This is a genomic window from uncultured Thiothrix sp., assembly GCF_937873765.1.
Lineage (GTDB): Bacteria > Pseudomonadota > Gammaproteobacteria > Thiotrichales > Thiotrichaceae > Thiolinea.
Genome location: NZ_CALMZC010000012.1, coordinates 72,658 through 94,039, shown reverse-complemented (window position 1 = coordinate 94,039; position 21,382 = coordinate 72,658). Strand labels below are relative to the sequence as shown.

Here is a 21,382-nt window from a genome sequence, read left to right as displayed (position 1 = left end):
ATGAAATTAAAGCCGGGTTATCGTCTAAGCGCCTTAGCATTGGCGACTTTAGTGGTAAGTACTGCAAGTCCGGCTGCTGAGCAAAATAACAAAGAACCTGAAGAGTCGCCGGTTAAAGTGAGTATTCAAGGTGCTGAGCCGAGTTTAGAAGAGAATTTACGTGCCTATTTGCCTTCCTTGCGCAACCTGAAATGTGAGTCACCCACTGAGAGAATTGAGCGCTATGTGGATGCTGCTCAGCCTAAATTAACCAAAGGTGCGGAGGCGATGGGCTATTTCACGGCCAAGTTTGATATGACTTCGGCTCGTCAAAATAACTGTTGGAACTTCAATATTGTGGTAGAGCCGGGTCCAACTGTAACAGTAGCTAAATCTAATATTCGTATTACAGGTGAGGGTGCAAAGTCTGATGATTTTAAAGCAATTGCTAGTGAGCCGCCTTATACCGATCATGAGGTCTTAGTCACACAGAAATACGAGGACTTCAAATCTAGTCTTACCCGTGCTGCCAGCCGCTTGGGGTATTTTGATGCTCAATTCGTAGAACGAGAAATTCAAGTAAATCTCGATAGTCGTCAAGCCGTGGTGAATCTGCATTTTGATACCGGCAAGCGCTATCAATTTGGCCAAGTGGATGTTGAACAAGACGTACTTGATCAAAAATTCCTAAAGCGTTATCTACGAGTAGAAGCAGGCGAAGATTATAATTCTGAAGACCTACTCCGGCAGCAGCGTTTATTGGAAAATAGTGGTTACTACAGTGATGTGCAAATTAGTAGCAATTATCAAAATACTGAGAATAATCGTGTCCCTGTCGAGATTAAAGCGCTACGTAATAAACGCTATGCCTATACGGGTAAATTAGCTTTCGCGTCAGACGATGGTTTTACGATTGAAGGTGGCATGAATGCGCGCTGGGTAAACCGTAAAGGACATAAATTGGATATAGCCTTGCTCTATACCCAGTCAGGTTATTTAAAAACAGGTTTTAAATACATCGTACCTTTGTGGGAACCCGAGCATGAATATGCGGGTATTGATGTGTCTTGGATTAAATCTAAAGATAGTATTGATTTTGCAGGTATCCCTTTAGCAACCTATCTAGATCAGCGCAAATTAGAATTTAACTATAATCGGCGCACTGAGAGTGATTGGCAACAGACGGCTTTTATTTCCTTTTTTGAAGAAAAATTCCGCTTAGTGATTGATGGTGATTCGATTCCGGATAATACCCAATTGACTTTAATCGGGGCGCGGGTGAATAAAACCAAAACTACTGATCCTTTGTATCCTGAGAAAGGTTGGCGCTTATCCGGTGAGATAAAGGGTGCTCATAAAAGTGTGTTGAGTGACGAGACCTTGTTGCAAGCTCGGGTAGATGGAAAATACCTACATAGTTTTGAAAATGGCAGTAAGGCTATTGCACGCGGTGCAGTGGGAGCAACTTGGGTAGAGAACGATAGTGTTATGCCAAAGTCGCTTGGGTTTACTACGGGTGGACAGGATTCTGTCAGAGGTTTTGATTCTAATGCTTTGGGTGAGCTGGATGAGTATGGGGAGGTAACAGGTGGCAAGAACTTAATCGTCACTAGCCTCGAGTATGAACACCCAATGACTGAAAAAATCAGTGCAGCGGTTTTTGCCGACGCCGGTAGTGCTTTTAATGATTGGAAAAACTATGAGCTGCATGTCGGGGCTGGAGTTGGGATACGCTATAAATCACCATTAGGCCCAGTACGCTTGGATTTGGCTATCCCTAAAAATGATACTAAGGATCTGCATTTTTACTTTAGTTTAGGGCCAGATTTGTGAGGCGTTCCGTCAAGTATTTCGTGATTCATCCGCTAGCTGCTTTGCTAGTCATTAGTCTTATTGTTTTATTAGCTATCGCATTACTGTCAACTACGCGGGTAGGTACTGCCTTATTAGCCAGCAGTATTCAGCAGGTTTTACCCGATTTACGTTTAACAGGGGTTGAAGGCGCTTTATTGGATCAGATGAAGGTCGAGCGCATTGAATGGGAAAACCCAAGTGTTAAAGTTGAAATAGAAGATGCACGGTTGGATGTTTCTATTAAAAGGTTTGCTGTTCCTTCGCAAGTGCAGGTGGATAAATTAAGCGGTCAGCGCTTAGTGATTACTATTCCAACTTTTGAAACTAGCAGCACTGAGCCTATTACCATTCCTGATATTCGCATTCCAGCCGAGGTTGCTCTAGAGGATGTTGTTCTCCAAGAATTGGTGATCAATAGGGGTAGCTTCCAGATGAAATTCAAGGATATTAATCTGCAAGCCTACAACCGCGCCGGCGTGTTGCAAGTTAATAAATTGGTAGGTAGCTATGTCGATCCCTTAGGTGGCAGCGTTAACATGGATCTGAAAGGTAAGATGGGTTTACTCAAACCGCATCCGACCGAATTGACGGGAGTGATTGCTTCTGAAGGCTCCAAGTGTGGCATCGGCTCACTCAAGGTAACCGCTACAGGTGATTTGCCTAATTATCGCTTTCAAGCAGATGGCAAGTGGACTTATAGGGATTTTCCTGAAACTCAGGTCAAACTCGCTGGAATAGGTAGTTTTGATGGGGTAACTTTTGAAGCAGGGCAATTACGAAGCACTGCAGGCGAGATGGGCATAACCGGTAATCTAGCATGGCGTCCTACATTAACTTGGGATGCAAAGCTCAATGGCTCAAAAGTTAATCCTGAAGCTTTTGTTGCAGATTTACCCGGCTCTTTAGAACTTACTGCCGCTTCCAAAGGGCAATTTGTCAATAATCAGTTAGTGGTGAGTTTGGATGCCAGCAAACTGCTCGGTACTTTGCGTGATTATCCGATTGATGCCACCTTGTCAGTAGGTTTAGATAAAAACGCTCTAACAGTTAACTCTATTAAAGCAGCCATAGGGGAAAATCACTTTTTGGCAAAAGGTATTGCAGAGGATGGTTTATTAATTGATTGGGAATTGGACGCACCCTTATTAGAGCAGCTTCATCCTAGCCTAGAAGGTAAATTAGCAGGCAAAGGGAAGCTCTCAGGCAAGATCGATGGTTCAGAGTTTATGCTCGATATTGAGCAGTTAGCGGGGCAGGTTTTAGATTATCCCGTCGAAGCGAAAGGGGGCGCTAGTTTAACCAATGGCTTACTAACCGCCCGTGATTTAAAAGTCTCTGTGGGTGAAAACCATTTATCTATGAATGGGATAGCCGATGAGACTCAAGGCATTGATTGGGTTTTAGATGCACAAAATCTGAGTAATTTACATCCAGATTTACGTGGCAACTTGAAAGGCAAAGGTAATGCGCAAGGTTTATTGGATGGCTCAAGTTTAGCTCTACGGATTGATGAACTCAATGGCGAGGTGTTAGAGCGCACTCTTAAAGCTCAAGGCTCAGTGCTGTTGCGTGATCAATTGGTGACTGCTAAAGCCTTACAGTTGGATGTGGGGACTAATCATGTCGAGCTAGATGGAGTTGCGGATGAAGTTCAGGGGATTAATTGGAAGATTGATGCCAAAGATTTAACCGAACTTGTCCCAAGCTTAAAAGGTAAGTTAGCGGGTAGTGGTAATGTCCAAGGTCTATTGGATGGTTCGCGCGCAGCCTTGCGCATTGATAATTTACAAGGCGAGTTGCTAGATTATGCTGTCAAAGGCAACGGTACAGTTTTAGTCAATGACAAAATCCTCACAGCTAAAGCGGTCAAGTTAAGCTTAGGCGATAACCAAATTGAGCTGGATGGTGTAGCCGATGAAGCCCAAGGTTTAATTTGGAAGTTGAATGCTAAAAATCTTGCGCAACTTTCATCTCAGCTCAAAGGTAATTTGGTTGGTAATGGTAAAGCACAAGGCTTATTAGATGGTTCACGGTTAAGTTTACAAATTAATGAATTAGCGGGTTCAGTCTTAGATCAACCGGTCAAAGCCCTAGGCACGCTTAAAGTTCAGGATAAAGTTTTATCTGCGCAAGGGGTACGGATTGATGTGGCAGATAATCGCATCACTTTAGAAGGGATTGCAGACGAGCAAAAAGGTTTAGATTGGGTAGTAGAAGCACCTAAATTGCAGCAGCTCATGCCTAGTTTGCCCGGTAATTTGTCAGGTAAAGGGAATGTGCAAGGTTTAATGGATGGCTCACGCTTGGCGCTGCGTATTGATCGCTTAGCAGGGATAGTCAAAGATTACCCGATTAAAGCCACTGGTAGCCTACTTATTCAAGAAAAAGTAATGAGTGCACAAGGCGTGCAAATCGATGTTGGCGATAATCATATTAAACTAGAAGGTGTGGCTGATGAAGCCCAAGGCTTAAATTGGTCGCTGGATGCGAATAAATTAGCGCAGTTGTATCCCACACTGACCGGCAACTTAAATGGACGTGGAAATTTCCGTGGCTTACTAGACGGTTCGCGTTTCACGCTGAAGGTCGAGCGCTTAGATGGTGTGGTACAAGATTTTCCCATTCGGGCTGATGGGCAAGTTAAATTAGAAAATAAATTAATTGCCGCACAAGGTCTGAATCTCTCAGTGGGCAAAAACCAAATTCGCTTAGATGGCGTTGCCGATGAAAAGCAAGGTCTAAGTTGGGCTTTAGATGCCAAAGATTTGAGTCAATTAGCGCCTGCGGTCAAGGGCGATTTAAAAGGTAAAGGTAAGGCTACTGGGTTATTGGATGGTTCAAGGCTGACAGTCAATATCGATAGCCTCACCGGCAATGTGCAGAACTTCCCCATTAATGCTAGTGGTGAATTACGCATTCGTAATAAGCAGTTTTCAGCCAATGGCTTAGCGCTATCTTTGGGCAAAAATCGGATTCAACTGGATGGGATTGCGAATGATGCGGCGGGTTTAGCTTGGTCTTTAGATGCTAAGGATTTAAGTCAATTAAGTCCTACAGTGAAAGGTGAGTTAAAAGGGAATGGTCGCTTACAAGGGTTATTAGATGGCTCCAAACTAGCAGTAAAAGTGGATAGTCTCAAAGGCAATGTCCAAGGCTTTCCGGTAAGTGCGAGTGGTGAGCTTAAGCTACGCGATAAAGTCGTAACCGCACATAATGTGTTAGTGGATGTAGGGCAAAATCGCCTACGTTTAAATGGCAGTGCGAGCACGACCTTAGGGGTGGATTGGGACTTAGATGCGAAAAATCTTAGCCAACTCAGCCCTAAATTAAATGGTAATGTCAAAGGAAATGGGCGCTTATCAGGACGTTTAGATGGCAGTCAATTTGATTTAGAGGTAGCGAGCCTCAAGGGGCAAATCGAAGGCCGACCTTTGCAGGCCAATGGCAAAGTTAAGATTCAAGGCAAACAAATTACTTTGCAGTCTGTGAGGGTCTTAGCAGGTTCTAATGAGCTAGAGGCTAATGGTCGTGCTAGTGAGCCTTTTGATATTCAATGGTGGGTTCAAGCACCTAATCTAGCACAGCTTTGGCCGGGCTTAGCGGGTAGCTTAAAAGGCGAAGGGTCTTTACGCGGTAATTTGGCTCAGCCGCAGGTGCAAGGCAATTTGCAGGGCAATCAAGTCGGTTACCAAGATTTAAAAATTGCCAAATTATCTTTGCAGGCTAATCAAGCAGGTGCACAGTATGATTTGCGTGGTACGCTTGAAGGTTTGCGCCAAGGTACAAATCAAATTAAACAAGCTGAATTCACTTTACAAGGTCAGCTATCGCGCCATACTTTAAATCTTAAAGTAGTACATCAAGCGGGCAGATTAGAAGGACGTGCTTCAGGTTCTTGGAATGGGCAACAATGGAAAGGAGCGGTCGAGTCTCTGAATCTGCGAGATACTGCGGCTGGCAATTGGCAGTTGACGAGTGCAGTTGGTGTGACAGCCTCAGCCCAAACTTTTATCCTAGCCAATGCCTGTCTAGTGAATCCACAGAATGCGCGCATCTGTAGTAAAGCAGATTGGAGTACACAACGCGGCTTAACTGCGAATGGTGTCTTGCAGCAAGTACCGATTAGTCTTGCGAAAGCCTTCTTACCCACGACTGTACAGTTACCGGGCTTAATCAATGCGGATTATCAATTTGAGCAGCGCGGCGGTAAGCCGTTTGCGCGGGTCAATATCAACTTGCCAGACAATATGATTGTGCTGCGTACGGATAATAAGCGCACAGAAACTTTGCAATATACACAGGCGCAAGCTAGTTTGATCTTAACTGATCGTAGCGCTACCTTTCAAGCGCAAATGGATATTCGTGGACGTGGACAACTACGTGCTGATGGACGCATTGATTTAGCGGATGAAGGTGGTCAACCCCGCTTGGATGTGAAGGCTACCGTCACTATGCCAGATATAAGTTGGCTACAAGCCTATTCACCGCAAGTAGATGAGCTAAAAGGGCAGGTCAATGGCGATGTACGTATTCAGGGCTTGCTCAATAAGCCACAGGTCACCGGCACTTTACGCCTACAAAATGCTTCACTATACCTGCCAGAAACGGGCGCAAAAATTGAGGATATCAGTGTAGCCGTTCAAGCTAGCCAAGCGGATCAAATGAATATTACTGGCTCACTACGTGCAGGGCAGGGGATACTGAAAGCAAATGGTGTTTTGCGTTTAGCTAACTTACCAAATTGGAGTGCTGATTTGCGCCTGCAAGGTAGTAATTTACTGCTGATGAACACGTATGAAGTTCAGGGGCAAATTTCTCCTGATTTAAATATTCAAGCAACGCCTAAGTCAGTAATTATTACCGGTGCTTTGCGTGTACCAGAGGCGTCTATCAATATCCAAGCTTTGCCGATGGAGGCGAGTGTGCGCTCAGACGATATTGTCTTTGTTGGGCGTAACCAGCCAGCGACTGTGCGTAAAAAGCTAAGAACTCCTCAAGACGGTGCAGCGATTGATATCCAGCCTAATATTTTGGTAGAGGTGGGCGATCGCGTGCGGATGAATGCCTTTGGGTTAGAAGCTCGTCTAAATGGCAAAATGCGGATTCTACGCAATAAACAGGACATTATTGCCGAGGGTGCTCTAAGCGTGGTGGAGGGTTTCTATAAAGCCTATGGGCAAGATCTCAAGATAGAGCGTGGACGGTTGATTTTTAACGGGCCAATGACCAATCCGGCTTTAGATGTACGTGCTACACGTGAGGTAGAAGATGATATTACAGTTGGTATTAGCCTAGGTGGGACTGTCAAGCAGCCCGAGTCCACCTTATTTTCCTCACCACAACAAACCCAAAGCGATACTTTAAGTTATTTGTTAACAGGGCGCGCCTTATCGGGTGTATCAGGGGGCGATACGGCTGTTTTGACGCGTGCTATTACCAGTTTAGGTTTAGCAGGTGGGGAAAGTTTAGCACAAAGTATCGGTGGTAATTTAGGCTTGGATGATGTTGGAATTAATTCAAATAGTGGAGATTACAAACAAAGTGAGCTAGCTCTCGGGAAAAAGCTTGGCTCTAAATTGTATGTGAAGTATATTGTGGGCCTGTTTGATTCGCTGCAAAAAGTCGCAGTGACTTATCAGGTGAACAAGCGTTTACAAGTAGAAGCTACCAGTGGTGCTAACCAAAGTATCGGTTTAATTTATAAGCTTGAAACCAATACGGGGCCATTTGGTAAGTAAGAGTTAGTTAAGGCGATTAGATTTTAAACGTTTACTGTGAATTTCTGAAAAAAAGCTCAAATCTTGAGTTGACAAAAAAAAACGATTAAATCACACTATGCGCCTTTCCAGTCGGAGGGGTTCCCGAGCGGTCAAAGGGGACAGACTGTAAATTTGTTGGCTCTGCCTTCGAAGGTTCGAATCCTTCCCCCTCCACCATATTTTTTGATTTGGTGCGCACGTTTAAGGTTTCGTGCTAATGCGAAATAAATTAAGCGGGTGTAGTTCAATGGTAGAACCTCAGCCTTCCAAGCTGATGGCGTGGGTTCGATTCCCATCACCCGCTCCAAATAGTGTGGCTGAGTCGTTTAAGAATTTACGCTCTTGTAGCTCAGATGGTAGAGCGCATCCTTGGTAAGGATGAGGTCGGCAGTTCGATTCTGCCCAAGAGCACCAAGTTATTGATCCTTCTTAGGGGTTTTCGAGATGGCAAAGAGTAAATTTGAGCGCACGAAGCCGCACGTGAACGTCGGAACGATAGGTCACGTAGACCACGGCAAGACGACCTTGACCGCAGCGTTGACAGTCGTTCAATCCCGTAAATTTGGTGGTGAAGCGAAAGCGTATGACCAAATTGACGCAGCTCCGGAAGAGAAAGCACGTGGTATTACTATTTCTACCGCACACGTAGAATACGAATCAGAAAATCGCCACTACGCTCACGTCGACTGCCCCGGCCACGCGGACTATGTAAAGAACATGATCACCGGTGCTGCACAAATGGACGGCGCGATTCTGGTCTGTTCAGCGGCTGATGGCCCCATGCCACAAACCCGTGAGCACATCCTATTATCTCGCCAAGTGGGTGTTCCGTACATCGTGGTTTACATGAACAAATGTGACCTTGTTGATGATGAAGAACTGTTAGAACTGGTCGAGATGGAATTACGTGAACTGTTATCCAGCTACGAATTCCCAGGTGATGATACCCCGATTATTAAAGGTTCAGCTCGTGCTGCTTTAGAAGGTGATACGTCACCGATTGGCGAACCATCGATTGCTGAACTGATCCATGCTTTAGATACTTACATCCCAGAACCTGAGCGTGCGATTGATGGTGCGTTCTTGATGCCGGTTGAAGACGTTTTCTCGATCTCGGGTCGTGGTACGGTAGTCACGGGTCGTATCGAACGTGGCGTGATCAAAGTGGGTGAGACCGTAGAAATCGTTGGTATTCGTGCCACGACTTCTACTACTGTAACGGGCGTTGAAATGTTCCGTAAGCTGTTAGACCAAGGTCAAGCCGGTGACAATGTAGGCTTGTTATTACGTGGTACTAAGCGTGATGACGTTGAGCGTGGTCAAGTGCTGTGCAAACCGGGCACGATTAAGCCCCACAACAAATTTGAAGCTGAAGTGTACGTCTTATCTAAGGAAGAAGGTGGTCGTCATACCCCGTTCTTTAATGGCTATCGTCCACAGTTCTACTTCCGTACCACGGACGTGACCGGTGCTTGTGAGTTACCTGAGGGCGTGGAGATGGTGATGCCAGGTGACAACGTGAAGATGGTAATCACTCTGATCAATCCGATTGCGATGGAAGATGGTTTGCGGTTTGCGATTCGTGAAGGCGGTCGTACTGTAGGCGCTGGTGTCGTCGCTAAAATTATTGAGTAAGCTAACAATATTCAATTAATTAGTTGCAGAATATGGCGGGAGTCTGTACACTCCCGTCCTCTCGTTTGTTAGGCCAATAGCTCAATTGGCAGAGCGGCGGTCTCCAAAACCGCAGGTTGGGGGTTCGATTCCCTCTTGGCCTGCCATCTTTTAGCAAGATGGCTTTCTACAAATTCTAGCTTATCTTTGTGCAAGTCTTTGTATAAAGTCATTTAGGCTGTTTAGGTTGTATCAAAAAATTATGTCTTTAAAAGCTGAACAACAAACGTCCTCGCTCGATACGATTAAGCTTATTTTAGCTTTTGTCTTGCTGTTAGTGGGTATCGGTGGCTTCTACTATTTCGCCACTTGGAAAGGTGAAGCAGTTTCAGTCTTAATTCGGGTTTTAGGGTTATTAGCATTTGTTGCAATAGCAGTAACTGTTGCAGCAACCACTGAGAAAGGGCGTGGCTTAATTACCTTCTTGAAAGATAGTCGGATGGAAGTCCGCAAGATGGTATGGCCTACCCGCGCTGAAACCATGCAGACAACCTTGATGGTCATGGTGATTGTTTTATTGCTTTCTCTCTTCCTCTGGCTGGTAGATATGCTTCTAGGCTGGGGTGTTAAAACCTTGCTAGGTGGTGGTTGATGGCTAAGCGTTGGTATGTAGTTCAAGCCTTTTCTGGCTTTGAAGGTCAAGTGCAGCGTTCTTTAAAAGAGCGTGTGGTGCGCTTTGGTATGGAAGAGCAATTCGGTGATATTTTAGTCCCTACCGAAGAAGTTGTCGAAATGCGTGAAGGCCAGAAGCGTCGTAGTGAGCGCAAGTTCTTTCCGGGCTATGTATTAGTTCAAATGGAAATGAATGATGAAACTTGGCATATGGTTAAGAATACTACACGTGTCCTAGGTTTCATCGGTGGTTCTGGTGATAAACCTGCACCGATCACCCAAAAAGAAGTCGATACTATTTTGCGTCGAGTAGAAGAAGGTGTTGATAAACCTAAGCCTAAAGTTTTGTTCGATGCCGGCGAAGTAGTGCGTGTCAACGATGGTCCATTTAAAGACTTCAATGGTGTTGTTGAAGAAGTAAACTATGAGAAGAGCCGTTTGTTAGTTGCAGTACAAATTTTTGGTCGCTCAACGCCTGTTGAGCTTGAGTTCTATCAGGTGGAAAAAGCCTGATTGCACAACGGGGAGCCGTGAGGCGTTTGTACCCATTCATAGGTAAATCAAAATGGCAAAAAAAGTAACCGGCTATATTAAGCTGCAAGTTGCTGCTGGTAAAGCTAATCCGAGTCCACCAGTTGGTCCTGCATTGGGTCAAAAAGGTGTGAATATTATGGAGTTTTGTAAAGCCTTCAATGCTGCTACTCAAGGCATGGAAGTCGGTATGCCAATTCCAGTCGTTATCACGGTCTACAGTGATAAAAGTTTTACCTTCATTACCAAAACTCCACCCGCTTCAGTACTATTGAAAAAAGCGATGGGCTTGAAATCAGGTAGTGCTCGTCCAAATAGTGACAAAGTTGGCAAGATCAGTCGTGCGCAATTAGAAGAAATTGCTAAGACTAAAGAGCCAGACTTAACAGCAGCCAATTTAGATGCCGCAGTTCGTACTATTGCAGGTACTGCTCGTAGCATGGGCTTAGAAGTGGAGGGCGTATAAATGGCAAAGCTAACTAAGCGTCAAAAAGCAATTCGTGAAAAAGTAGATAGCACTAAAGTTTATGCAGTGACCAATGCTCTGGATTTGTTAAAGTCCTTACCAGCCGCTAAATTTACTGAAAGTGTTGATGTGGCTATCAATCTAGGTGTTGATCCACGTAAATCTGATCAAGTTGTGCGTGGTTCTACGGTATTACCCAATGGCAATGGTAAAACTGTGCGTGTCGCAGTTTTTACTCAAGGCCCTAATGCTGAAGCAGCAAGAGCCGCCGGTGCAGATATCGTTGGTTTCGATGATTTAGCTGCTGAAGTTAAAGCGGGTAAAATGGACTTCGACGTAGTTATTGCTAGCCCAGATGCGATGCGTGTTGTTGGCCAGTTAGGTCAAATTTTAGGTCCACGCGGCTTAATGCCTAACCCTAAAGTCGGTACGGTTACTCCAAACGTGGCCGAAGCAGTGAAAAATGCCAAGTCAGGTCAAGTTCGCTATCGCACTGATAAAGCAGGTATTATCCATTGTGGCATTGGTAACACCAGTTTCGGTACGGAAGCCTTAGCACAAAATTTAGCCGCTTTAGTCACTGATTTAGTTAAAATGAAACCATCTACTTCTAAAGGTATTTACCTAAAGGGTATCGCCTTGTCCACGACAATGGGGCCTGGCTTAAAAGTAGATCAAGCGAGCGTTACTGCTCAATAAAGATTTTGAGTTCTTGAACTCAAACTGTGCTTACAAGGAAGTAAGCGGCTGAAAAGCGTTGAGATATACAAGGCTGTATGTCGTCAAAGACCGCAGGCGTTTTAACAACTTAATAGTTCTGCATACTATGTAGAGAACCTGCGCAGATGGCGTTTCCCGAGTCAGTAACTGGTTTGGGGCGCTGTTTCCTTCTTAACTTAAATTTTTAAGTTGAGATTGATAACTGGTGGAATTAACCACCAAACCAGGAGTAGATAACGTGGCATTAACACTGGAAGAGAAAAAAGAGATTGTCTCTGAAGTGGCCGCAGTTGCTGCAAGTGCTCATTCTGCGGTTGCTGCTGAGTACCGTGGATTGACCGTGTCACAACTCACCACACTGCGCAAAAACGCACGTAAAGGTGGAGTTTATTTAAGTGTAGTGAAGAATAATCTGGCGCGTATTGCTGTTAAAGGTACTGCTTTCGAGTGTATCCAAGACGGCTTGAAAGGCCCTCTGATTCTGGCATTTTCTCAAGAAGATCCAGGTTCTGCGGCGCGTCTAGTTAAAGACTTCCTGAAAGACAAAGCCAACGACAAGTTAGCAGTTCAATTCGTCGCTATTGACGGAAAAATGCTGCCATCTGCTGAGTTGGAGCGTCTGGCAAAATTGCCGACTCGCTCACAAGCAATCGCTACCTTGGCGGCTGCGATTCGTGCGCCTCTCGACAAATTTGCTCGTACACTTGCTGCAGTGCGTGACCAAAAAGCTGAAGCCACTGGCGTTAGCGTAGAGTAATTACTGACAAAGGTTTTGGAGATTTACATGGCCTGTACAAAAGACGATATGTTGGAAACGATTGCCAACATGACTGTAACTGAAGTCGTTGATCTGATTTCAGCAATTGAAGAAAAATTTGGTGTAACTGCTGCAGTTGCAGTGGCTGCTGGCCCTGCGGGTGGTGGTGAAGCGGCTGCAGTTGTTGAAGAGCAAACTGAATTCAACGTTATCATGAAGAGCTTCGGCGCTAATAAGATCAACGTTATTAAAGCGATTCGTGGCATCACCGGTCTGGGCTTAAAAGAAGCGAAAGATATGGTTGAAGGCGTTCCTTCTACTGTTAAAGAAGGCGCTTCTAAAGAAGATGCTGCCAAGATTAAGAAAGAACTGGAAGACGCTGGTGCTGAGGTCGAACTCAAGTAATCTTGAGGTCAGGATGATTTTAAGCAACTTCTAATAGTTCAAAAAATCCCAAGGCTGGCAGTGTTTAACGCTGTCGGCCTTTTGTCGCTTGTCAGACATTAAATGACAAATAAGATTTTGATTCCAGTTGAGGAAGCACAATGGGACTAAGTTACACTGAGAAAAAACGGATCCGCAAAGACTTTGGCAAACGTGAGCAGATTCTGGAAGTACCCGACCTGTTAACCATTCAGTTGGAGTCCTATCGGCAGTTTTTGCAACTGGATCGACCTGTGCAAGAGCGCTCTGCTACTGGTTTGCACGCTGCCTTTTCTTCAGTCTTTCCGATTGTAAGTTACAACAACTATATCACACTTGAGTATGTGGATTATCGGTTGGCTGAACCTGTTTTTGATGTTTACGAATGTCAATTACGTGGTTTAACTTATGCCGCTTCCTTACGTGTCAAATTACGCTTGGTAATTCATGATAAAGAAGCGCCAGTTGAAGCTAAAGTCGTTAAGTCGATTAAGGAGCAGGATGTTTATTTAGGCGAATTACCCCTAATGACCGATAAAGGTACCTTTATTATTAATGGTACTGAGCGTGTCATCGTTTCCCAATTACACCGTTCGCCCGGTGTATTCTTTGAGCATGATAAAGGGAAGTCGAACACAGCAGGCAAGTTATTACATAGTGCTCGCGTTATTCCTTATCGTGGTTCTTGGTTAGATTTTGAGTTTGATCCTAAAGACAGCATTTATGTACGGATTGATCGTCGTCGTAAATTAGCTTCAACCATTCTGTTACGTGCTTTAGGCATGGAAAATGAGCAGATTCTTGATTATTTCTTTGAGAATGTAAAAGTCCATTTACTAGATAAAGGCGTAGAAATTGATCTAGTACCCGAACGCTTGCGTGGTGAATTAGCTGCTTTTGATATTCTGCTAGATGGAAATGTGATTGTTGAAACGGGTCGTCGGATTACGGCCAAACACATTCGTCAACTAGAAAAAAGTGGCATCAGCAAATTAGCCGTGCCTGAAGATTATATGTACGGTAAGGTGCTAGCACACAATATTATTGACACTGCAACCGGTGAGTTAGTAGCAGAAGCTAATTCTGAAATCACTGAAGAGTTGGTTAATAAGTTGCGTGATAATGGTGTTAGTGAATTTGATATTCTCTATACTAATGATTTGGATCGCGGGCCGTTCATTTCTAACACTTTGAATATCGATCCAACACGTACCAAATTGGAAGCGCAAATTGAAATCTACCGAATGATGCGCCCCGGTGAGCCACCTACGAAAGAGTCGGCTGAGAGTTTATTCAATAACCTGTTCTTCACTGATGAGCGTTATGACTTATCAGCGGTAGGCCGGATGAAATTCAATCGCCGCTTAGGTCGTGATGAATCCACGGGTAGTGGTGTGTTAGATCAAGCCGATATTTTAGCTGTGCTAAGAAAGTTGATCGATATTCGTGATGGGCGCGATGATGTAGACGATATTGATCACTTAGGCAACCGTCGTATTCGTAGCGTTGGTGAAATGGCTGAAAATGCCTTCCGTGTTGGTTTAGTGCGGGTTGAGCGTGCGGTAAAAGAACGTTTAACGATGGCAGAAAGCGAAGGTTTGATGCCACAAGAATTGGTAAATTCGAAGCCAGTGTCGGCAGCGATCAAAGAATTCTTCGGCTCTAGCCAGTTATCACAGTTTATGGATCAGAATAATCCATTGTCTGAAGTAACGCATAAGCGCCGTATTTCTGCGTTAGGCCCGGGGGGGTTGACCCGTGAGCGTGCCGGTTTTGAGGTACGTGACGTTCACCCAACGCATTATGGTCGTGTTTGCCCAATTGAAACCCCTGAGGGTCCAAACATCGGTCTGATTAACTCGCTGTCGGTGTATGCACGCACGAATGAATATGGTTTCTTAGAGACCCCTTATCGTCGTGTGGTAGATGGTAAAGTAACCCGTGCAATTGATTACCTGTCAGCGATTGAAGAGTCGCAGTATGTGATCGCACAGGCGAATGCTGACTTAGATGAAAATGGTGCTTTCCTCGAAGAATTCATTAATTGTCGTTATCGTAATGAATTCACCACCATGACCTCCGATCGTATGCAATACATGGATGTATCACCGAAGCAGATCGTCTCGGTGGCAGCTTCCTTGATTCCCTTCTTAGAGCATGATGATGCGAACCGTGCCTTGATGGGTTCAAACATGCAACGTCAGGCCGTACCTTGTTTACGCGCGGAAACAGCTATCGTCGGTACGGGTATGGAACGAGCGGTTGCCGTTGACTCTGGTTCAACGGTAGCAGCACGTCGTGGTGGTGTGATTGATTCGGTTGACGCAGGGCGTGTAGTCGTGCGTGTCAATGATGATGAAGCGGATGAGCGTGGCGGGGTTGATATTTACAACCTGATTAAGTATACGCGTTCTAACCAAAACACCTGTATCAATCAGCGTCCAATCGTGAAAGTAGGCGATGTGGTTGCACGCGGTGATGTCTTAGCGGATGGTTCTTCAACCGATCTAGGCGAATTGGCTTTAGGTCAGAATATGTTCATCGCCTTCATGCCTTGGAATGGTTACAACTTTGAAGACTCAATTTTGTTATCTGAGCGTGTAGTGGATGAAGATCGTTATACCACCATCCATATCGAGGAAATGTCTTGCTTAGCACGTGACACGAAGTTAGGTCCTGAGGAAATTACTGCAGATATTCCTAACGTTAGCGAAAGCTTATTGGCAAAGCTAGATGAGTGCGGGATTATTCATGTCGGTGCTGAGGTCAAGCCTAACGATATTTTGGTTGGCAAAGTTACGCCTAAAGGTGAAAGCCAATTAACGCCAGAAGAAAAACTTTTGCGTGCCATCTTCGGTGAAAAGGCATCTGATGTTAAAGATAGCTCCCTGCGTGTACCTACCGGTATGACAGGTACGGTTATTGATGTGCGTGTCTTTACTCGTGATGGAGTAGAGCGGGATGCTCGTGCCTTAGCTATCCAAGAAGAGGACTTGAAAAAGGTTCGTAAAGACTTATTGGATGAGTTGCGGATCTATGAAGGTGACGTATTTGCGCGGGTCTCGAAAATGGTTGTTGGTCAAGTAGCTGATGGCGGTTTGAAGGGTTTGAAAGCAGGTACTGTCGTGACTCAAGAGCAGTTAGCGGCTGTGCCACGGCATGAGTGGTTCTCTGTGCGTATGCAAGACGACAACTTAAACCTTCAGCTCGAAACGCTCGCAACTCAGATGTCTGAAAAGAAGAAAGAGTACGAAATTCGCTTACAGAAGCAACGCGATAAGTTAACAGCGGGTGATGATCTAGCTCCTGGCGTCTTGAAGATGGTGAAAGTGTATGTCGCGGTGAAGCGTCGCATGCAACCGGGTGACAAGATGGCAGGCCGTCACGGTAACAAGGGTGTGGTTTCACGCATTGTTCCCGTCGAAGATATGCCTTATCTAGAAAATGGCCAGACCGTCGATATCGTACTTAACCCCTTAGGTGTTCCTTCACGGATGAACGTAGGTCAGGTCTTGGAGACTCATTTAGGTTGGGCTGCCAAAGGTTTAGGTCATAAAATTGGCCGCATGATTGACGCGAAAGCGAAAGTCGATGAGATGCGTAAGTTCCTCACCGAAATCTATGAAACAGGTGGTAATCCACGTCAAGGTGATTTGTCTGAAATGACAGACACTGAAGTGTTGGAAATGGCAGGCAATCTGCGTAAAGGCGTGCCAATGGCTACCCAAGTCTTTGATGGTGCGGATGAAGCTGAAATTAAAGCAATGTTGAGACTGGCTGATTTACCAGAAAGCGGTCAAGCACGTTTATACGATGGTCGTACTGGCGATGCCTTCGAGCGTACTGTAACTGTCGGTTATATGCATATGCTGAAACTGAACCATTTAGTCGATGACAAAATGCATGCACGCTCTACCGGTCCTTATAGCTTGGTGACGCAGCAACCGCTGGGTGGTAAAGCGCAGTTTGGCGGTCAACGCTTTGGTGAGATGGAGGTGTGGGCACTGGAAGCGTATGGTGCTGCTTATACCTTGCAAGAAATGCTCACCGTGAAGTCAGACGACGTGAATGGACGGAATAAGATGTATAAGAACATCGTGGATGGCGATCACTATATGGAAGCCAGTATGCCTGAGTCCTTTAATGTTTTAATGAAGGAAATCCGTTCTCTCGGTTTAAATATCGAGCTGGAAAGAGACTAATTTGACCGAATACAGCAGGCGGAAAAATAGCGATGAAAGATTTATTAAACCTTTATAAGCAACAGCAGGAAATTCAAGAGTTCGATGCGATTCGTATCGGCCTCGCTTCCCCTGAAGTGATTCGTTCATGGTCTTATGGTGAAGTTAAAAAACCTGAAACCATTAACTATCGTACTTTTAAACCAGAGCGGGATGGTCTGTTCTGTGCAAAAATCTTTGGCCCAGTGAAAGATTTCGAATGCTTGTGCGGTAAGTACAAGCGCTTGAAGCATCGTGGGGTGGTTTGCGAAAAGTGCGGCGTTGAAGTGACTCAAACTAAAGTCCGTCGTGATCGCATGGGGCATATTGATTTAGCTAGCCCTGTTGCACATATCTGGTTCTTAAAGTCACTGCCATCTCGGATTGGCTTGATGCTGGATATGACTTTACGTGACATTGAACGTATTCTCTATTTCGAGATTTTCGTGGTCACGGAGCCGGGCATGACGACTTTAGAGCGTGGTTCACTACTTTCGGATGAAGCTTATTTAGAAGCGGTTGAAGAGTTTGGTGATGAATTCGAGGCGAAAATGGGTGCTGAAGCGATTCAGGATCTATTAAAAGGTATCGACCTTAAGCATGAAATCGCCAAGATGCGTGAAGAGATTAATGAAACCGGCTCCGAAACTAAGCTGAAGCGTCTAGGCAAACGTTTAAAAGTAATGGAGTCCTTTGTGTCCTCCGGTAATCGTCCTGAGTGGATGATTATGAATGTGCTACCTGTGTTGCCGCCGGATTTACGTCCATTAGTGCCCTTGGATGGTGGTCGTTTTGCAACTTCAGATCTGAATGATTTGTATCGCCGCGTCATTAACCGTAACAACCGCTTGAAGCGTCTGCTCGAGCTGAATGCACCTGATATTATCGTGCGTAATGAAAAGCGTATGTTACAAGAGTCTGTGGATGCGCTTTTAGATAACGGTCGCCGGGGTCGTGCGATTACTGGGTCTAATAAACGTCCGTTGAAATCCTTGTCTGACATGATCAAGGGTAAGCAAGGTCGCTTCCGTCAAAACTTATTGGGTAAGCGAGTTGACTACTCAGGTCGTTCAGTTATCGTGGTTGGCCCGACTTTACGTTTGCATCAATGCGGTCTACCAAAGAAAATGGCTTTGGAGTTATTCAAACCCTTCATTTTCGGTAAGTTACAGCGCCGTGGTTTAGCTACAACCATTAAGGCTGCAAAGAAGCTAGTTGAGCGTGAAACGGCAGAAGTCTGGGATATCCTTGCTGAAGTTATTCGTGAACATCCAGTCTTACTGAATCGTGCACCTACACTGCACCGTTTAGGTATCCAAGCTTTTGAGCCAGTCTTGATCGAAGGTAAAGCGATTCAGTTGCATCCCTTAGTCTGTTCGGCATTCAATGCGGACTTTGACGGTGACCAAATGGCGGTACATGTACCGTTGTCATTAGAAGCCCAACTTGAAGCACGTAGCTTAATGATGTCGACCAATAATGTGCTGTCACCTGCGAATGGTGCGCCGATTATTGTACCGTCTCAGGATATCGTGCTTGGCTTGTACTATATGTCACGCGAAGCGATTGGCGCGAAAGGCGAAGGCATGGTCTTCGCTGATCCACAAGAAGCGCAACGTGCTTATGAAACAGGTAATGCGTCTTTACACGCTAAGGTGAAAGTCCGGATTACTGACTATGTGAAAGAAGAGAATGGCGAATTCACTAAGCGTACCCGCTTAATTGATACAACCGTTGGTCGTTCAATTCTCACTAACATCATGCCGAAAGGTTTGCCCTTCGAGATCTTTAATACGGTGTTGAAGAAAAAGGCAATTTCTCGCCTGTTGGATGAATCCTATCGTCATGTCGGTATGAAAGAGGCGGTTATTTTCGCTGACCAATTGATGTATACCGGTTACCGTTATGCGACGCGCTCGGGCGTTTCTTTCTGTGCAGATGATATGATCATTCCTGAGAAGAAAGTTCATCTGTTAGCAGAGGCTGAAGATGCAGTGAAAGAAATTGAGCTGCAATTTGCAGGTGGTTTAGTCACTCAAGGCGAACGCTATAACAAGGTTGTTGACATTTGGGCCAGTACCAACGAAAAAGTCGCCAAAGCGATGATGGAAAAAATTGGTAATGAGCCTGTTGTAAATGTGGAAGGTAAAACGGTCACTCAGCCTTCTTTTAATTCGATCTTTATGATGGCTGACTCAGGTGCGCGGGGTTCTGCCGCGCAGATTCGTCAGTTAGCAGGGATGCGGGGTTTAATGGCGAAGCCAGATGGCTCGATCATCGAAACACCTATTACCTCTAACTTCCGTGAAGGTTTGACGGTATTACAATACTTCATCTCTACGCACGGTGCGCGCAAAGGTTTAGCAGACACTGCTCTTAAGACAGCGAACTCTGGTTACTTAACACGTCGTTTAGTCGACGTTGCCCAAGACATGGCAGTCATTATGGATGACTGTGGGACTACCAAAGGTATGTTAATGCGTCCCATCATTGAAGGTGGTGATGTCGTTGAGGGTCTAGCTGAGCGTGTTTTAGGTCGTGTAGTGGCTCAAGATGTTATTCGTAGTGATGAGGCTGTTTTGCCGGCCGGTACGTTAATCGATGAAGAGTGGGTCGAGAAAATTGACCAGCTCGGTATCGACGAAATTATAGTGCGCTCAGGTATCACTTGCGAATCACGTTATGGCGTCTGCCGTCAATGCTATGGTCGTGATCTTGCACGCGGTATTCTGGTTGGTAAAGGTGAGTCTGTCGGTGTTATTGCAGCACAGTCCATCGGCGAGCCAGGTACACAGTTGACCATGCGTACTTTCCACATTGGTGGTGCTGCTAGTAGAGCGGCTGCTGAAAGTGGTATTGCAGTGAAGTCAGCCGGTAAAGTCCATCTAATCAACGTTAAAACAGTACGTAATGAACAAGGCAACTTAGTTGCGGTATCTCGTTCAGGTGAGCTGGGGATTGTTGACGATAATGGCCGCGACAAAGAGCGTTATAAGTTGCCTTATGGTGCGACTTTGAAAGTACGTGAAGGGGATACCGTCACTGCAGGCCAAACAGTGGCGCAATGGGATCCACATACCCATCCGATTATTTCGGAGGTGTCTGGGCGTATCGACTTTATCGAGTTCTTGGACAATATCACTGTCCAGACCAAGGTTGACGAAATCACCGGTTTGTCTTCGATTGAGATCATGGATCCGAAAAGCCGTCCAAGCAGTGGCCGTGACTTACGGCCTACGGTACGTTTATTGGATGAGCATGGTGACAGTATTTTCTTTGAAGGTACGAAGATTCCCGTTCAGTACCCATTACCAGCAGGTACAATTGTTACTACTACCAATGGTGCGAATGTAAAGGTTGGTGAGGTGGTAGCGCGTCTACCGCAAGCTTCTTCCAAAACTCGCGATATCACAGGCGGTTTGCCACGAGTTGCGGACTTGTTTGAGGTACGTCGTCCAAAAGATGGTGCGATTCTGGCGGAAAAGACCGGTACTATTTCCTTCGGTAAAGAAACTAAAGGTAAGCAGCGGATTATCATCACCGATGAAGAGGGTGAGCAATACGAAGAGTTAATTCCAAAATGGCGTAACCTTGATGTGTTCGAGGGGGAAAAGGTCAAACGTGGTGAAATCATCGCTGATGGCGAGCCGAACCCCCATGACATCTTACGCTTATTAGGTGCCACCTCTTTAGCTGAGTACCTAGTGAAAGAGATCCAAGACGTTTATCGTCTACAAGGTGTAAAAATCAATGATAAACACATTGAGGTCATCATTCGTCAGATGATGCGTAAAGTGGATGTGATTGATCCGGGCGATAGTGATTTCTTGCGTGGTGAGCAGACTGACTACTGGCGTGTCGTCGAGGCGAATAAAAAGTTACTGGAAGAAGCAAAATTACCGATTAAGTTTGATCGTGTCTTGATGGGTATTACTAAGGCTTCCTTAGTCACTGATTCCTTCGTATCTGCGGCATCTTTCCAAGAAACCACCCGTGTTCTGACGGATGCGGCTGTCCGTGGTGCACGTGATGAATTACGTGGCTTGAAAGAAAACGTTATCGTTGGTCGCTTGATTCCAGCCGGTACCGGCTTGGCCTATCACGAAAGCCGTCGTCGTCAACGCGATCCGTTCGCTTTGGAAGATGCTTTTGCGGTGCGTCATGAAAGCTTTAGCTCGGCTTCGGACGAGTCTTATGAAGCTGAGTAATTCAGTTTCGCTATAAAAAACTCACTCCTACGCGGAAGTAAAGCCAAGTAGGAGGTTTAATTACAGGGTTTGGTAATCTTGCCTTGACAGATGCTTGAGCCATCCCTAAAATCTTGCGACCTTAGACAGACCGGATATTCGGTCTGTTGTTTTTATGGGGTATCGCAAGTAAAGCATAT

At 45.3% G+C, this 21,382-nt stretch carries 11 protein-coding genes and 4 tRNA genes; all 15 read left to right on the top strand.

Annotated features, from left to right (window positions below):
• Complete coding sequence (locus Q0307_RS02350; protein WP_298655886.1) at positions 1 to 1,812, top strand: autotransporter assembly complex family protein; 1,812 nt, start codon at positions 1 to 3, stop codon at positions 1,810 to 1,812.
• On the top strand, positions 1,809 to 7,571 hold the full coding sequence (locus tag Q0307_RS02345; RefSeq protein ID WP_298655883.1) for a translocation/assembly module TamB domain-containing protein: 5,763 nt from the start codon (positions 1,809 to 1,811) through the stop codon (positions 7,569 to 7,571). Before Q0307_RS02350 ends, Q0307_RS02345 begins: the two co-directional genes overlap by 4 nt.
• A 113-nt stretch (positions 7,572 to 7,684) precedes the next feature.
• Positions 7,685 to 7,769 (top strand) — tRNA-Tyr (locus Q0307_RS02340).
• 56 nt (positions 7,770 to 7,825) lie between these two features.
• Positions 7,826 to 7,899 (top strand) — tRNA-Gly (locus Q0307_RS02335).
• Positions 7,900 to 7,930: 31 nt separating this feature from the next.
• A tRNA-Thr gene (locus tag Q0307_RS02330) sits at positions 7,931 to 8,006 on the top strand.
• Positions 8,007 to 8,036: 30 nt separating this feature from the next.
• Positions 8,037 to 9,227, top strand: coding sequence for an elongation factor Tu (tuf, locus tag Q0307_RS02325; protein WP_298655855.1), 1,191 nt, complete (start codon positions 8,037 to 8,039; stop codon positions 9,225 to 9,227).
• 70 nt (positions 9,228 to 9,297) lie between these two features.
• Positions 9,298 to 9,373 (top strand) — tRNA-Trp (locus tag Q0307_RS02320).
• 80 nt (positions 9,374 to 9,453) lie between these two features.
• Positions 9,454 to 9,858, top strand: coding sequence for a preprotein translocase subunit SecE (gene secE, locus Q0307_RS02315; RefSeq protein ID WP_298655880.1), 405 nt, complete (start codon positions 9,454 to 9,456; stop codon positions 9,856 to 9,858).
• Positions 9,858 to 10,391 (top strand): transcription termination/antitermination protein NusG, encoded by a 534-nt coding sequence (gene nusG, locus Q0307_RS02310; protein WP_298655877.1) that lies wholly within the window; start codon positions 9,858 to 9,860, stop codon positions 10,389 to 10,391. Before secE ends, nusG begins: the two co-directional genes overlap by 1 nt.
• A gap of 52 nt (positions 10,392 to 10,443) precedes the next feature.
• The gene (gene rplK / locus Q0307_RS02305) at positions 10,444 to 10,875 is read left to right on the top strand and encodes a 50S ribosomal protein L11 (protein ID WP_298655874.1); all 432 of its coding nucleotides are present in this window, start codon (positions 10,444 to 10,446) and stop codon (positions 10,873 to 10,875) included.
• Positions 10,876 to 11,574: a 50S ribosomal protein L1 gene (gene rplA / locus Q0307_RS02300; RefSeq protein ID WP_298655871.1), complete on the top strand. Its 699-nt coding sequence runs from the start codon at positions 10,876 to 10,878 to the stop codon at positions 11,572 to 11,574.
• Between the two features lie 259 nt (positions 11,575 to 11,833).
• Entirely contained in the window at positions 11,834 to 12,352 is a 519-nt protein-coding gene (gene rplJ, locus Q0307_RS02295; protein WP_298655868.1) for a 50S ribosomal protein L10, read from the top strand.
• 27 nt (positions 12,353 to 12,379) lie between these two features.
• Positions 12,380 to 12,757: a 50S ribosomal protein L7/L12 gene (gene rplL, locus Q0307_RS02290; RefSeq protein ID WP_298655866.1), complete on the top strand. Its 378-nt coding sequence runs from the start codon at positions 12,380 to 12,382 to the stop codon at positions 12,755 to 12,757.
• A gap of 140 nt (positions 12,758 to 12,897) precedes the next feature.
• Entirely contained in the window at positions 12,898 to 16,977 is a 4,080-nt protein-coding gene (gene rpoB / locus Q0307_RS02285) for a DNA-directed RNA polymerase subunit beta (protein ID WP_298655863.1), read from the top strand.
• A gap of 32 nt (positions 16,978 to 17,009) precedes the next feature.
• Complete coding sequence (rpoC, locus tag Q0307_RS02280; RefSeq protein ID WP_298655861.1) at positions 17,010 to 21,203, top strand: DNA-directed RNA polymerase subunit beta'; 4,194 nt, start codon at positions 17,010 to 17,012, stop codon at positions 21,201 to 21,203.
• Positions 21,204 to 21,382: the final 179 nt, after the last annotated feature.

Excerpts from the sequence above, each read along its gene's own strand:
- Q0307_RS02350 (WP_298655886.1), top strand. The coding sequence starts at position 1 with ATGAAATTAAAGCCGGGTTATCGTCTAAGCGCCTTAGCATTGGCGACT.
- tuf (WP_298655855.1), top strand. The coding sequence starts at position 8,037 with ATGGCAAAGAGTAAATTTGAGCGCACGAAGCCGCACGTGAACGTCGGA.
- nusG (WP_298655877.1), top strand. The coding sequence starts at position 9,858 with ATGGCTAAGCGTTGGTATGTAGTTCAAGCCTTTTCTGGCTTTGAAGGT.
- rplK (WP_298655874.1), top strand. The coding sequence starts at position 10,444 with ATGGCAAAAAAAGTAACCGGCTATATTAAGCTGCAAGTTGCTGCTGGT.
- rplA (WP_298655871.1), top strand. The coding sequence starts at position 10,876 with ATGGCAAAGCTAACTAAGCGTCAAAAAGCAATTCGTGAAAAAGTAGAT.
- rplL (WP_298655866.1), top strand. The coding sequence starts at position 12,380 with ATGGCCTGTACAAAAGACGATATGTTGGAAACGATTGCCAACATGACT.
- rpoB (WP_298655863.1), top strand. The coding sequence starts at position 12,898 with ATGGGACTAAGTTACACTGAGAAAAAACGGATCCGCAAAGACTTTGGC.
- rpoC (WP_298655861.1), top strand. The coding sequence starts at position 17,010 with ATGAAAGATTTATTAAACCTTTATAAGCAACAGCAGGAAATTCAAGAG.